Origin of the sequence: Shewanella colwelliana (assembly GCF_001735525.1) — a bacterium.
Taxonomy (GTDB): Bacteria; Pseudomonadota; Gammaproteobacteria; order Enterobacterales; family Shewanellaceae; genus Shewanella; species Shewanella colwelliana.
Window position 1 is genome coordinate 34,984 of the sequence record NZ_MCBT01000001.1, and the last position, 14,020, is coordinate 49,003.

The following is a 14,020-nucleotide window of genomic DNA, read 5'->3' on the forward strand; positions in this document are numbered from 1 at the left end:
TTAATATCAACCCAGCCTTTGCGCTAACACACGTTCGACCGTATCCACAATAGCTTGAGTTTGACTATCAATCTCAATGTTGATCTCATCACCTTCGGCATAGCTATCTAGATTAGTTAATTTTAACGTCTCAGGGATAAGATGAAGCATAAAGCTATTTTCTGTTACCTTGCCAACCGTCAAACTGCAACCATTTACACCAACAAAACCTTTGTAAAGTATGTATTTCATCCAATCAGGAGCGACGGTTAAACACAGGTCATAATGTTCATCGGTAACACTCACCGACTTCACTTTGGCAACAGTATGGATATGGCCCGAAAGAATATGGCCACCAATCTCACTACCAAAGGTTAATGATCTTTCTATATTAACCTGTGATCCAACGCTCAATTTACAGAGGTTGGTCACATGAAGCGTCTCTTCCATTACATCGAAAAACACCCTATCATCATCGACTCGAGTAACTGTTAAACAAACACCGTTATTTGCGACACTTGCCCCTAACAAAAGTCCCTCGCGCAAATCCGGACCCATTGCGATCGCTAGCGTATTTAAACCCGGCTTTTTATCTATCGCCAACACTTCGCATGTTGCTTGAACTATACCTGTAAACATTTTATCTCTCGCTAGTATTAAGGGCTGTATTCATGAATCATTCTGGCTTTCAGGCCAAACGTTTAATCCAATTAGCATTACCCGTGCTAATTGCTCAAGTTACCCAAACCATGATGGGCTTCATTGATACGGTCATGGCCGGACGAGTCAGTGCCGTTGACATGGCAGCTGTAGCCATAGGCGGAAGCTTATGGCTACCCGCTTTGCTATTTGTGCAAGGGTTATTGCTGGCCTTTACGCCTGTATTCGCTCACCACCACGGCGCGGATGACCAAAAAGCAATCCAACCCATCGCCTTTCAAGCTGCCTATATTGCCATAATTGGCAGCGTCTTAGTGATCTCGTTTCTCTATTTTGCACCAGAGATCTTTAAACTAATGGGATTGGAGACACAGTTAGCAGCATTAAGTGTGCAATATCTATATGGCTTCGCCTGGGGAGTCCCCGCATTTGTGCTTTATCAGGTACTTCGTGGCTGTAGCGAAGGGATCTCATATACCTTACCCACCATGATAATAGGGTTTGTTGGCTTGGCGGTGAATATTCCTGCAAACTACATATTCATCTATGGTCATTTTGGTGTACCTGCAATGGGTGGTGCCGGCTGTGGTATCGCTACTGCTCTAGTTTTTTGGGCGATGTTTATCGCTATGGCGGTTTATATGCAGGCGCATTCGCGGTTCAAAGCCCTCGCTCCCTTCAGTGCATTTCATAAGCCTCAATGGACAACGATTTGGCAAATGACTAAACATGGTATGCCTATCGCTTTAGCACTCTTTTTTGAAGTCAGCTTATTTGCCATCATTGCACTGCTATTGGCCCCGCTTGGCGCAAACGTTGTTGCAGGGCATCAAATAGCCTTAAACTTCTCCTCTATTGTATTTATGTTGCCACTGTCTATTGGGATCGCGGTTTCAATAAGGGTCGGATACTATCTTGGCCAGGAGAAAGAACAAGTGGCTAAGTTAGTGACTAAAGTCGGCCTTACGATCGCTTTCAGTCTGGCACTGGTTACCGCCGTTATCACCGTGTTATTTAAAACGCAAATAGCCCTACTCTATAACAACAACCCTGAAGTAGTGACTTTAGCCGGCAGTCTTATGTTCTTAGCCGCGCTGTATCAGCTTTCAGACTCAGTACAAGTTGTTGCTGCTGGAGCACTTCGTGGTTATAAAGATACCAGAAGTGCTTTCTACATCACCTTGGTCTCCTATTGGGGAATAGGCATGCTTCTAGGTTATCTACTAGCACAAACCAATATCATTGTTCCCGCCATGGGAGCTCATGGTTTTTGGATTGGCCTAATTGCAGGTCTCACCAGCGCAGCACTGCTCTTTGCACTGAGACTTAAATATATACAAGGTAACCGTAATGCTGTTGTTAACCTTAGTTAACCTTAGTTAACCTTAGTTAACCTTAGTTAACCTACGATCCTCCAAGGTGACAATTTGTGCATCTTGGAGGATTAAACCTCAAGTTGTGCAGCAAATCGCCGTTTGAACAACAAAATCTGTTTTTTTACTTGCAACGAATACTAGAACCCTCGTAATATAGCGCTCGTTCGATGGCAACTGCCAACGTTCAGATAGAAATAAGACAATACAACCGTAGCTCAGTTGGTTAGAGCACTACCTTGACATGGTAGGGGTCGGTGGTTCGAATCCACTCGGTTGTACCAATCTTACATATCTCAATACAACCGTAGCTCAGTTGGTTAGAGCACTACCTTGACATGGTAGGGGTCGGTGGTTCGAATCCACTCGGTTGTACCACTTCTTTTATAGCAGAAGTTAAACAGTTATTAAGACTTAAAAATACGGACGCGGGATGGAGCAGTATGGTAGCTCGTCGGGCTCATAACCCGAAGGTCGTCGGTTCAAATCCGGCTCCCGCAACCAATTTTTAAGTAATAAGCCAGCGAAAGCTGGTTTTTTTATGCAAAAAATTTACCAACAATCTCTCCAGCCATATTATAGCAATCCCCCTGCGCCTCAACTCGGCTATTTGGCGGATACCCGAATCAGCATCATTATGTGCATAGATATCTTTAATGGTAACGCTCTGGCGGACACCGTTTTTTTATAGAAGTAAAACGATTAAAAAAATCAAAAGATTTCAGTGCAGCATACTTATATGAAAACTGGGCAAGGCTAATGCGATTTCAGTTAAGCAGATTGGTTGATAGTCGAACATTATAACTATAATTTTCGAGCTTTCGTCTGAGCACCCGACGTTGAGCGTTACCTAGCGCAACGCAGAGCTTAGACTCAACACTCTTATCAACAGCGATAAATTGGTATGTTACAGCTGCCAGATTAGGGGCTACACAGAGCAATAAACACGCTCCAAGTATCAATAATGCTTTCATCTTTGCTCTTTAGTGACCTTGCTTCTTACCAAGTAAACACTAATGATTCATCACCAAATTTTTTAACTCACACTGAATACGTTAAATTAAGGCGTGCTCATCGAATTTAAGCTCGACACCTTAACTCCTAATTAAAGGCGTTCAATCTAAAAGTGCTGTAACGCAAGCATGACCAAATGTACAAACCGTCAAACCGTCAAACCGTCAAACCGGCAAACCGTCAAACCAGATTTCAGTATGTTTCTCCCAATACATGAATATATCAGGCTTTAGCACAGTAAGTAGATAACAAAACACTATAAGGAGTTGTTAACTAACGTTTGTTATCTAGTTAGGTTTACAAACAACAAATTGTCGCTTTATCCTACTAAAATCTTAGAGAAAGTTATTTAAACTAGGTTACACTGCTAATGTCGATAGATGCTTGGAGCCGTGGATGAGTCAACGTACCTTAAACTCGATGTTCAAACCTAAATCAGTGGCCATTATTGGAGCCTCTAACGGTAAGAACCGAGCGGGAAATGTGGTAATGAAAAACCTCCTATCAGGTGGTTTTTCCGGCCCTATTATGCCAGTGACCCCCAAATATGAAGCGGTACTTGGTGTCCTTGCCTACCCAAACATCGAATCACTGCCTCTAAAGCCTGATTTAGCGATAATCTGTACTGCAGCACCTAAAGTCCCGGCCATTGTTGAGCGACTAGCGCAATTTGGTTGTAAAGTTGCCATTATTAACGCCTCTGGTATGGGTAATCAAACCGACGCTGACGGTAACAATTTATTGGAACTCACTCAGCAGCACGCTAAACGCTACGGTATGCGTATTTTAGGGCCCAATAGTCTGGGCATGATGCTACCCAACCTAGGGCTTAATGCAAGTTTGGCCCACACCAGCGCCCTACCCGGAAAGATTGCTTTTGTTTCCCAATCTGCCGCCATTTGTACTACCGTGCTCGACTGGGCAAATAACAAGGGGATCGGCTTTTCATCGTTCATATCATTGGGCGATGCCACTGATATCGAGTTCGATGAACTCCTCGACTTTTTGGGGAGAGATTCACGAACTACCGCCATTTTGCTGTATATCGACTCTATTAACGAAAAACGCCATTTCCTATCCGCCGCGCGCGCTGCTGCACGAAATAAACCTATTTTAGTGATTAAGTCAGGCCGTAGTTTAGAAGGCACAACAGCAGCAAAACTTCATACTGGCGGGATCGGCGGTAATGATGCGGTTTATGAAGCCGCCTTTCGCCGTGCAGGTATGCTAAGGGTGAACGACCTTATCGAACTCTTTGCAGCGGTTGAAACCTTAGCGCATTCGTCTCCTTTGCTTGGCGAACGTCTAGCCATTATGACTAACGGTGGAGGACCAGCCGTACTGGCGTTAGATCAATTGATGTTGGGCGGAGGCAAAGCTGCAACGCTGGACCGTGAGACTTTCCAAGCGCTCGATAGTTTTCTGCCTAACACTTGGTCAGGGCAAAACCCCGTGGATATAGGAGGTGATGCCGATGCGACTCGATATGCCCAAGTACTCGAAAAGTTAATGGACTCAAATATTGCCGACGCTATCTTGGTACTGCACTCCCCATCAGCGTTAGGAGATAGTGTTGAAATTGCCAATCAGCTCAGCAAATTAATCGCAAACCACCCCAATCGTAACCGAGTCAATGTACTCACCAACTGGAGTGGTGAGGACTCAGCGTATCAGGCACGAAAGCAGTTTAATCGTGCCGGCATTCCAACCTATCGAACCCCTGAGGGAGCGGTAGGTGCATTTATGCACATGGTAGAGTATCGTCGCAATCAGAAATTACTGCAGGAAGTGCCGCAATCGATTCCCGATAACCTGCCGACTAATGTCGAGTTGGCCAGGCAAACACTGCAAGCTGCATTAGAAAAGAAAAAGCGCGTGCTTGAAACTCACGAGTCCACACAAATTCTCAAAGCCTATGGGCTCAATACCATAGAAACCTTTTTCGCTAACAATGCGGCAGAGGCTGGCGAGATAGCCCAAGAGCTTGGCTTTCCTGTTGCCCTAAAAGTTCAGTCACCAGATATCCATCATAAATCAGATGTTCATGGCGTAATGCTGAATTTAACGTCAAAACAGGAGGTGGTGCACGCAGCTGACGCAATTATGTCTCGCGTACACAGTCTAAATGAACAAGCACGTATTGAAGGCATTATCGTGCAAAAAATGGCGTTAACGGCTGGCGCACAAGAGATACGTGTAGCAGTGATCAACGATCCAGTGTTTGGCCCAGCCATTTTGCTTGGCGAAGGAGGTTCTGAATGGCAACCAGCAACCGATGCTGCGGTAGCACTACCGCCACTGAATATGACATTAGCGCGTTATATGGTGATCCAAGCGCTTAAAACCCACAAACTTAAAGACAGGCATCTGCCACTTGGGTTAAATATGCATGCCCTATGTGTGCTGCTCACTCAAATTTCACACCTAATCATCGATTGCCCAGAGATACAGGGACTCGATCTTAACCCTGTACTCTGTGCTGGTGAAAAAATCACCTTGCTTGATGTTAACATCCAGCTACAAGAAAGCCCTCAAGACAATTCGACTCGATTGGCTATCTGTCCCTACCCTAAAGAGCTCGAACAGCGGGCTCAACTGAAAAATGGCCGCGACATCATGCTACGCCCAATTTTGCCAGAAGATGAACCTAAACATCTCGCATTTGACAACTCTCTGTCAGATGAAGACAGGTATAAGCGCTATTTTGGTGTGCGCTCGAAAATGACACATGAAGAGATGGCAGTCTTAACCCAAATTGACTACGCACGGGAAATGGCTTTTATCGCCACCGCCAAGGGAGACGATGGTGAAGAGATAACCTTAGGTGCGATCCGTGCTTCGATTGATCCAGATAATACAGAAGCTGAGTTTGCCATGGCAGTTCGAAGCGACCATCAAGGCCAAGGTTTGGGGAAATTATTGCTGGAAAAACTGATCGACTATTACAAAGCTAATGATACCGAAGTATTGACGGGATTTACCATGTTTGAAAACCGTTCGATGGCTAATCTGGCAAAGCGCTTAGGTTTTACCGTGACGTTTGATATGGAAGAGCATTTAATAAAAATGGATATGGCATTGAAGCCTACGCCAAATAAATAGTCGTTTTAAAAAATAAAATAAAGCGAGGTTTTAGCCTCGCTTTATTTTATTTCAATCAACCTTTAACGCAGTTTCGCCCTGATGACTTCGCACGATAAAGCGCTTCATCAGCACGCACAAAATAGGTTTCTCTGTCATCATCATGCCCTAACGTTGCAATACCGATCGAAACGGTGATCGCACCCAATGACAGCTTCTTATCTTTACCGACCGTGAGTTTTTTCTCTGCTATACGGCTACGTAACTGCTCAGCAACCACTAATGCACCGGTATGATCGGTATCAGGCAGTAAAACAACAAATTCCTCGCCCCCATAGCGAGCCACAAAATCTTCGCCCCGCACTCCCTGTTTTAACGCTAGCGCAATATAAGCTAATACTTTGTCACCAATCACATGGCCGTGGGTGTCATTAAAATTCTTAAACTTATCAATATCGATAATTAGCAAACTACTATTAACAGCATCCGTTTTATAGCGTTGTAAATGCTCTAAAACTTCTTCGTCAAACGCACGTCTATTGTGTAGCGATGTCAGTTGATCAGTCATGGCAACTAAGTTTAAGTTCTCCATTTCTGACTTCAGAGATTGCACCTCATCACTCATGACTATGAGGCTTTTTTCCATCTCTTGATTACTATTGACTACTTCGCTGACTTCGTCGGCCAGCGTATCAATTAGCCGTGTTAATGTCTCCGGATCTGGCGCACTTTTAATGTCGGTCTGAAACTCATTAAGTGTTTGGCTAAAACGTTCTGTGCCATGGCTCATTTTAGACAACTTACTCATTAAGCCATTAATTAATAGCTGAGTTTCCACCTGTACATTTTCAATGATTTCTGGCGATTTTTCTTGAATAAAATTACTATGTAGTCCTGCATTAACTTCTGCGGTAAACGCCACCTTATTCGATAGTAATCCGTCTATCGCTCTTTTTAGGTCTAAGTTAACACCACGAAAATACTCGTACCAAACTGAGTAGTTATCTGGTGTTACAGGAATATTTAACTCAGACATCTTAGGCACCGCATGCCTAAGGATTTTCGCCGAAAGTTCCGTATCTGTCAGGTGCTTAGCTAAATTCATAGATAATCGCCATGTTATTATTCAATATCCAATTCACACATAGTGCTAAAAGTGAAAGCCGAGGAGGTTTAAAGAACTTAAAAACCACTTTGCTACCACTACAATAACGAAAAAACAACAAGTTGCCACTAATTTGTCATTATTTATTTTCTACAGAAGTACGGCATTGTGCGAATATGTCCAATTGAGCCTTGTAGATGTCACTTTGTACGTTCATTAACCCTAAAAGGCTCGAAAATAGGTTATCGTGAGAATAAGTACCACTTGCAGCTTGTTGCTTTAGGCAATTTAGATCGATGCCGTTCTCTTGACTAAACTGTGGCGATAACCAAGACAATAACGGAATCTCAATTTGCTCACTTGGAGCGATTGAGTACGGAGCACCGTGAAGATACATGCCACTCTCTCCTAATGACTCACCATGATCGGAGACATAAACTAGGGCCGTATCTGCGACAGTCTGCTGCGCTTGTAACCGCTGAATCACTTGGCTAATTATATAATCTGAGTACAAAATCGTATTATCATAGGTATTAACCAGCTCTTCATCTAAACAGTTTTGTATATCGCTGCGCTGGCAATCTGGCGTGAATTTTCGATGTTCATCAGGATATCGTAAATAATAGGTAGGGCCGTGAGAGCCAATAATGTGCAACACTATCATGGTATCGTGCTCAACAGGCGTCGCCAGTGCTTTGTCTAGCTCGTTAAGCAAAACTTGGTCATAACAGTAATGGCCGTCACATAACTGCGGGTCACTATTTAAATCTATATTGATGTGCTTAACACGATCGCAAACCCCTTTACATCCGCTGTCGTTATCGAGCCACAATAGATCAATCCCCCCATGATCGAGTACGTCAATCAAGGTATCTTGGGCCCGAGCTCTTCGGGGTTCATACTCTTTGCGTGTCATACTGGAAAACATACAAGGCAGTGATACCGCCGTTGCTGTACCACATGAAGTGGTATTTTGAAACGCTACCATGTCGTACTGACTAGTATGAGCGTTTGTGGCTTTAGCATAACCGTAATATTGATAGTTTTTGGCGCGAGCCGTCTCCCCCACAACCAGTACGACTAAATTTGGTTTACCATTACTGTCTACCGTGACATTTTTAGCATCTAGGCCTTGTTGCAGGTAAACCAAAGGTGTTTGAAAATAGTTGATATTTACGTACTTGATCATGGAACCTACGGCGTAGGTTGGCACGATATAACGTTTCATTTGGTCATTATTACGGCCAAATGAGACATAGTTTTGATAGAAGAAAAAACCGATAACCGCTATACCAACCAGCATTGCCACCATAAATAAAATTTTGTGTAATAACTCTTTAACCAATGGTTTGTAATCAATATTAACCTTATAGATTAACAACGCAGGTAATAGGCCAGTGGCGATAAAATTAACGACAGAAGAGAAGTTTAAGTAGGTCAGAGCCTCTCCCGTATTGGTCTGTACGGTGTTTTCAATCATGCCGTAGTCGAAAACAACACCGTATTGCAAGGCTGCAAAAAAGACACTAGATGACAACAGCGTTAAGGTAATAAAAAAGCCTTTGGTGATGTATTTAACTGAAAAAATAGAAAAAATAAAACTCAGTGCAAAGACAAGAAATAGCGGAATAGTCGCGATAAAAATGTAATTGACGTCAGCTTGCTTTTCAATCCCCTGTTTAACAATACCAAAAAGAGGAATATTAAAAACACAGACATAAAACAAAGCGAGTAAAAAAGTAAACTGATTTGTCGATAGGGTTTTGATACGTGATAGCACTAAGTATTCTCTCTTGTCGATAGTGGCTGCGTCAAAAGGGGCTAGGTCTCTTACAACGGCGATTGATTCAGGCAAGGATATTACCAAGCATCAACCACAGCTACAAATGCTACATAAAAGTAATGACTAAAACTGTCGCCCCACACGCATGGATAACTTTGTTAAAAGCCTTGATTGATACGCTGAAAAAACGTTAACAACTGAGAACGCTCGATATCAGAGAAAGCTTCTGTAATTTGATGTGTTAGCTGATGATGTAGTTGGTCATGTTCATGATACACCTCATACCCTTTTGTCGTTAACTGCACCAAAATAGACCGTTTATCCTGCTCATGGGCCATCCGTTCAACCAAGCCTAAGTTAACCATTTTATTGATCTGTACTGTCAGGGTCCCTGTGGTGATCCCAAGCTTTTCGGCTAGCTCCTTCATACGCATAGTTCCATGGGCACCTAAGATTTCGACCGTATGGATTTGCGCTAACGAATGACCCTTCCCCCTAACAACTGACGCTTCCCAAGAAGAAAGCTTCTCGTAAAACTCTACAATCTCATGGCTTAGCTGATCATCAACTTGTTTCATCAAGCCTCCACAGTGTGACGGCGACAGTTTGAGTCATCACATGAGTGAACTTCTATGGTTAAATGGTTAATGCGCTCAAAGCGAGATAGCTGTTCAGTGAAATAGCGCGCATCTTTATTTTCATGGGTAACCACAGAGATAATCGCCGCGTAGTGATCCGCACTGACTGGCCAGACGTGAATATCGGCAACATGATCAGTTCCAGCTTGTTCAATACACTTAACCACTTGCTCTACATAGCCTTGCTCAATACTTGCATCGAGTAAAATAGGCCCTGTTTGCTTAACCAACCCCCACGCCCAACTGGTAATGATTACGGCACCAACAACCCCCATCACTGGGTCAAGCCAATTGAGTCCTAAATACTTACCAAATAGTAAAGCAGCAATGGCAAGTAGCGAGGTCAACGCATCAGCCATCACGTGAAAATAGGCTGCTCTCAAGTTATGGTCATGGGTCTTTTTAGCCTTATTGCCACTCGTTTCTTCGTGGCAATGTTCAGGGTCATGTTTATGTGAAACATGGTGATGATGCTTATGGTTATGATGATGACCGTGACTATGGCCGTGACTATGGCCGTGGTCATGGCTATGGTGATCTTTGAGTAAAAACACCGATAGGACATTAACTGTTAAGCCAATAAACGCCACAAAAATAGCCTCGTTAAAATGGATGTTTTCAGGATTAAGCAGTCGGTTGACTGACTCCACTATCATCAGCAATGCAACTAAACCTAACGCAATTGCACTGGTAAACCCTCCCAGCACACTGACCTTACCCGCCCCAAATGCAAATTTAGGATCCTTGGCGTATTTCTTTGCATAGGAGTAAGCAAACAATGTGATTAAAAACGCAGCAGCGTGGGTTCCCATATGCCAACCATCAGCCAATAAGGCCATGGAACCATAAATGGTACCGGCGACAATCTCTGCCACCATAGTTATAAGGGTCAAATACAGAACGTAACGGGTATTTCGCTCTCCTTGTGTATTGACAGTGGCAAAATTATGTTCGTGTTGCCATGGTGCGTTGTTGTGAGCTGTCTTTTCCATGTTTTGGCCTATATCTATTAGCAATTACTTTGACTATCAAACAATATGGAGAGATTATTTAGTTTGATAGTCAAAGTAAAGATCTAAATAGAGTAGATTGATCGATTTGGGTCCTAGCTCAAAAATATTTTAAATCTAATAACCCTTTTCCATTATGCTAGCGTTAATACCCACAAAGCAGTCGAACATTATCATTTTATCAGGAGCTTTAATGAACACATTTTCACTTAACAAACAGATCCAGTCTCTCATCTTAACCAGTGTTATAGCATTCACGGCTGCAGGCAATTCTGCCTTTGCAACCAGTCCGGTCCATCCAAGTGGGTTAAACCAAATGAATATTCACAGCAGCAGCTACACAGCCGTGACTTACCAAGCCGAGGAAACAAGCAAAATGTTTCCACAACCCACCGAGGGCATGGTGCAGCATATCCTCAACTTGCCAGCACTTGAGAATGAAGCACAATACAGAATTGAGATTCTTATTGGTCGAACTGAATTAGTTGACTGCAATAAACATGGTTTGCGTGGTGAACTGAAACAGATGAATTTAGACGGATGGGGCTACAACTACTACCAAGTAGACACTATCAGTGACGGACCGAGCACAATGATGGCCTGTTTTGATAAGGCAAAAAAAGAACAGTTCCTGACCATTCCAGGAGAGTTAATGCTCAAATATGACAGTCGACTGCCAAAAGTATTTTACTTACCAGAAGGCGCCCAACTTAAGTATCGTGTTTGGACAGCTGAGATGGAGTATCAATTTACCTCATCCAACTAAATGATTCAGGTGCAAGATACTTTGTCATTTTTTCCCTATGGATACCCTATATAGCAGGCATAAAAAAACCTCTGTTTACACAGAGGTTTTTTATGCCTAATAAACGCTTAGGTTAGATACCGCTAATTGCATCTTTACACAATTGAGTAATACGCGCCCAATCACCTTGCTCCATGGCATCAGTGGGTGCTATCCAGCTACCGCCGATGCAATCGACATTGCTCAGTGCTAGGTAATCTTTATAACTACTTGGAGTGATACCACCCGTTGGACAAAAACGAATATTCGCTAACGGACCAGAAAAAGCTTTCAATGCGTTAACGCCACCAGAGGCTTCAGCAGGGAAAAACTTAAAATTAGTATAGCCAAGCTCCATACCCGCCATCACTTCAGAAATACTCGCCACACCAGGAATTAATGGAACTGTCCCTGCCATCGCCGCTTTCAATAGATCTGTCGTTGCACCTGGCGTGATCACAAACTGCGCACCAGCATCAATGGCTTGCTTTAGCTGAGCTTCGTTTAAAATCGTACCCGCGCCAACCAGTGCTTCAGGCACCTCTTTTGCAATCTTAGTAATCGCTTCGAGCGCACAAGGTGTTCGTAACGTCACCTCCAGCACACTTATTCCGCCGGCGACCAAAGCTCGTGCCAAAGGCACCGCATCTTCAATCTTATTAATCACCATTACAGGAACGATTGGGCTGCGTTTAAAAATATCTTGTGGTTGTATAGACCAGTTATTCTGAGCCATGTTAATACTCTTCCTCAGTGATTAATAATTTTCATCGATGGTCGTGGTACAACGAGCGCCCGTCTCTGGGCTACTCAAATTAGAACGTAAGGCCGCAAATAACTCACGCCCCATTCCATAACTTGTACTGCGTAAGTCAACTTTCTCAGCTTCTCTTGCTGCCAAAGTTGATTCATCAATCAACAGCGACAACTCACCGGTCGTGGCATTAACGCGGATAAGATCACCGTTTTGGATCTTAGCAATTAATCCACCGTCCAATGCTTCAGGTGTCAAATGAATTGCCGCAGGCACTTTACCCGATGCACCAGACATGCGCCCATCAGTTAGCAAGGCAACTTTGAAACCTTTATCCTGAAGGGTACCTAAAATTGGCGTAAGTTTGTGTAGTTCAGGCATACCAACCGCTTTAGGCCCTTGCCCTTTCACAACCACGACACAATCTTTGTCTAACTCACCAGCTTGAAACAGCGCCTCAAGTTTGTTTTGGTCGTCAATAACCACTGCAGGAGCTTCGACCAGACGATGTTGCTCAGCGACCGCCGAAACTTTAATCACAGCCCGTCCTAAATTACCTTTGAGTAACTTCAGACCACCATTTTCTTGGAACGGCGCCGACGCAGTGGTCAACACTTCGCTATCTAACGACGTTGCTGGGCCATCAACCCAAACCAATTCATTATCAATGAGTCTTGGTTCTTGGGTATAACGTCTTAGGCCAAAGCCTGCCACGGTATTGACATCTTCATGTAAAAGGCCGGCATCTAGCAGCTCTTTTACCAGCAGTGCCATCCCGCCAGCAGCATGGAAATGGTTAATATCGGCGTGACCGTTTGGATAAACCCTCGCGAGCAACGGCACTGCATCTGATAGTTCAGAGAAATCATCCCAATTAATGATGATACCCGCAGCTCTCGCCGCAGCAACAATATGCATGGTTAAATTAGTCGAGCCGCCAGTTGCCAATAATCCAACAATACCGTTAACAACCGATTTTTCGTTAACCACTTCACCGATAGGCGAATATTGCGTGCCCATTTCAGTCAGGCGACACACCTGCTTTGCAGCCATTTTGTTCAGTGCTTCACGGAGCGGGTCATCTGGGTTAACAAATGATGAACCTGGTAGCTGTAGCCCCATAATTTCCAGCATCAACTGATTACTGTTTGCGGTACCGTAAAAAGTACAAGTGCCCGCGCTGTGGTAAGAACTTGATTCAGCCTCTAACAAAGCAGCTCTATCGACTAAGCCTTGAGCAAACTTCTGACGAATACGCGCTTTCTCTTTATTGGGAATGCCTGACTTCATTGGTCCTGCAGGGACGAACAACATTGGCAGATGACCAAAGCTTAATGCGCCAATAAGTAAACCTGGGACAATTTTGTCACAAATTCCTAAGAGCAAGGCACCGTCAAACATATTATGAGATAAACCAACTGCAGTGCTCATTGCAATCACTTCACGGCTCAGGAGGCTGAGCTCCATCCCTGGTTGCCCTTGGGTAACGCCGTCACACATTGCAGGAACACCACCGGCTACTTGAGCAACACTGCCGACTTCTTGGCACGCTTGCTTGAGCAGTTTCGGGTAATCTTCATAGGGTTGATGTGCAGATAACATATCGTTAAAGGCCGTGACGATACCAATGTTGGCTTTCGTCAACGCCTTGATGGTATTTTTATCCGCTGGACTACAAGCTGCGAAGCCGTGTGCAAGGTTACCGCAGCTTAGGCTGCTGCGATGGACACCTTTACTCTTAGCTTCATCTAATGCTTTAAGGTATTGGGCGCGCGAATGCTTGCTCCGCTCAATGATTCTATCTGTTACGGACTGTACTACTGCGTGCATAATCGCTCC

General features: G+C 43.9%; 10 protein-coding genes and 3 tRNA genes. 6 read left to right on the forward strand and 7 right to left on the reverse strand.

Annotated features, from left to right (window positions below; all coding sequences use genetic code 11):
- Positions 1-6: 6 nt before the first annotated feature.
- Positions 7-618 carry a riboflavin synthase gene (locus BEL05_RS00195; RefSeq protein ID WP_069669924.1) on the reverse strand — a complete coding sequence of 204 codons (612 nt, stop codon included), beginning with the start codon at positions 616-618 and terminating at the stop codon, positions 7-9.
- A 32-nt stretch (positions 619-650) separates the two neighbouring features.
- Here BEL05_RS00195 and BEL05_RS00200 point away from each other — a divergent pair, with 32 nt between their 5' ends.
- The 5 genes from BEL05_RS00200 (at position 651) to BEL05_RS00225 (ending at position 6,128) form a co-directional block, all read left to right on the forward strand.
- Positions 651-2,012 (forward strand): MATE family efflux transporter, encoded by a 1,362-nt coding sequence (locus tag BEL05_RS00200; RefSeq protein ID WP_028765056.1) that lies wholly within the window; start codon positions 651-653, stop codon positions 2,010-2,012.
- A gap of 207 nt (positions 2,013-2,219) precedes the next feature.
- Positions 2,220-2,296, forward strand: a tRNA-Val gene (locus BEL05_RS00205).
- 17 nt (positions 2,297-2,313) lie between these two features.
- A tRNA-Val gene (locus BEL05_RS00210) sits at positions 2,314-2,390 on the forward strand.
- Between the two features lie 49 nt (positions 2,391-2,439).
- Positions 2,440-2,516, forward strand: a tRNA-Met gene (locus tag BEL05_RS00215).
- A 906-nt stretch (positions 2,517-3,422) separates the two neighbouring features.
- Positions 3,423-6,128, forward strand: coding sequence for a bifunctional acetate--CoA ligase family protein/GNAT family N-acetyltransferase (locus tag BEL05_RS00225; protein WP_069669926.1), 2,706 nt, complete (start codon positions 3,423-3,425; stop codon positions 6,126-6,128).
- Positions 6,129-6,183: 55 nt separating this feature from the next.
- Here BEL05_RS00225 and BEL05_RS00230 read toward each other — a convergent pair whose 3' ends face one another.
- The 4 genes from BEL05_RS00230 to dmeF all read right to left on the reverse strand — a co-directional run bounded on the left by BEL05_RS00230 (position 6,184) and on the right by dmeF (position 10,625).
- On the reverse strand, positions 6,184-7,212 hold the full coding sequence (locus BEL05_RS00230) for a GGDEF domain-containing protein (protein WP_069669927.1): 1,029 nt from the start codon (positions 7,210-7,212) through the stop codon (positions 6,184-6,186).
- Between the two features lie 139 nt (positions 7,213-7,351).
- Entirely contained in the window at positions 7,352-8,992 is a 1,641-nt protein-coding gene (locus BEL05_RS00235; RefSeq protein ID WP_069670038.1) for a phosphoethanolamine transferase, read from the reverse strand.
- A gap of 161 nt (positions 8,993-9,153) precedes the next feature.
- On the reverse strand, positions 9,154-9,573 hold the full coding sequence (locus tag BEL05_RS00240) for a MarR family winged helix-turn-helix transcriptional regulator (protein WP_069669928.1): 420 nt from the start codon (positions 9,571-9,573) through the stop codon (positions 9,154-9,156).
- Positions 9,573-10,625 (reverse strand): CDF family Co(II)/Ni(II) efflux transporter DmeF, encoded by a 1,053-nt coding sequence (gene dmeF / locus BEL05_RS00245; RefSeq protein ID WP_069669929.1) that lies wholly within the window; start codon positions 10,623-10,625, stop codon positions 9,573-9,575. Before dmeF ends, BEL05_RS00240 begins: the two co-directional genes overlap by 1 nt.
- 211 nt (positions 10,626-10,836) lie before the next feature.
- Between dmeF and eco the strand changes: the two genes are divergently transcribed.
- The gene (gene eco / locus BEL05_RS00250) at positions 10,837-11,409 is read left to right on the forward strand and encodes a serine protease inhibitor ecotin (protein ID WP_069669930.1); all 573 of its coding nucleotides are present in this window, start codon (positions 10,837-10,839) and stop codon (positions 11,407-11,409) included.
- 112 nt (positions 11,410-11,521) lie between these two features.
- Here the strand turns inward: eco and BEL05_RS00255 are convergent, their stop codons facing one another.
- Together BEL05_RS00255 and edd are read right to left on the reverse strand one after the other, a co-directional pair.
- Positions 11,522-12,163 carry a bifunctional 4-hydroxy-2-oxoglutarate aldolase/2-dehydro-3-deoxy-phosphogluconate aldolase gene (locus BEL05_RS00255; protein WP_069669931.1) on the reverse strand — a complete coding sequence of 214 codons (642 nt, stop codon included), beginning with the start codon at positions 12,161-12,163 and terminating at the stop codon, positions 11,522-11,524.
- 21 nt (positions 12,164-12,184) lie between these two features.
- Complete coding sequence (edd, locus tag BEL05_RS00260) at positions 12,185-14,011, reverse strand: phosphogluconate dehydratase (RefSeq protein ID WP_028765048.1); 1,827 nt, start codon at positions 14,009-14,011, stop codon at positions 12,185-12,187.
- Positions 14,012-14,020 lie beyond the last annotated feature (9 nt).

Coding starts and splice junctions, on each gene's coding strand:
- BEL05_RS00255 (WP_069669931.1), bottom strand. CDS start 12,163: ATGGCTCAGAATAACTGGTCTATACAACCACAAGATATTTTTAAACGC.
- BEL05_RS00195 (WP_069669924.1), bottom strand. CDS start 618: ATGTTTACAGGTATAGTTCAAGCAACATGCGAAGTGTTGGCGATAGAT.
- BEL05_RS00230 (WP_069669927.1), bottom strand. CDS start 7,212: ATGAATTTAGCTAAGCACCTGACAGATACGGAACTTTCGGCGAAAATC.
- BEL05_RS00225 (WP_069669926.1), top strand. CDS start 3,423: ATGAGTCAACGTACCTTAAACTCGATGTTCAAACCTAAATCAGTGGCC.
- BEL05_RS00240 (WP_069669928.1), bottom strand. CDS start 9,573: ATGAAACAAGTTGATGATCAGCTAAGCCATGAGATTGTAGAGTTTTAC.
- BEL05_RS00200 (WP_028765056.1), top strand. CDS start 651: ATGAATCATTCTGGCTTTCAGGCCAAACGTTTAATCCAATTAGCATTA.
- dmeF (WP_069669929.1), bottom strand. CDS start 10,625: ATGGAAAAGACAGCTCACAACAACGCACCATGGCAACACGAACATAAT.
- edd (WP_028765048.1), bottom strand. CDS start 14,011: ATGCACGCAGTAGTACAGTCCGTAACAGATAGAATCATTGAGCGGAGC.
- eco (WP_069669930.1), top strand. CDS start 10,837: ATGAACACATTTTCACTTAACAAACAGATCCAGTCTCTCATCTTAACC.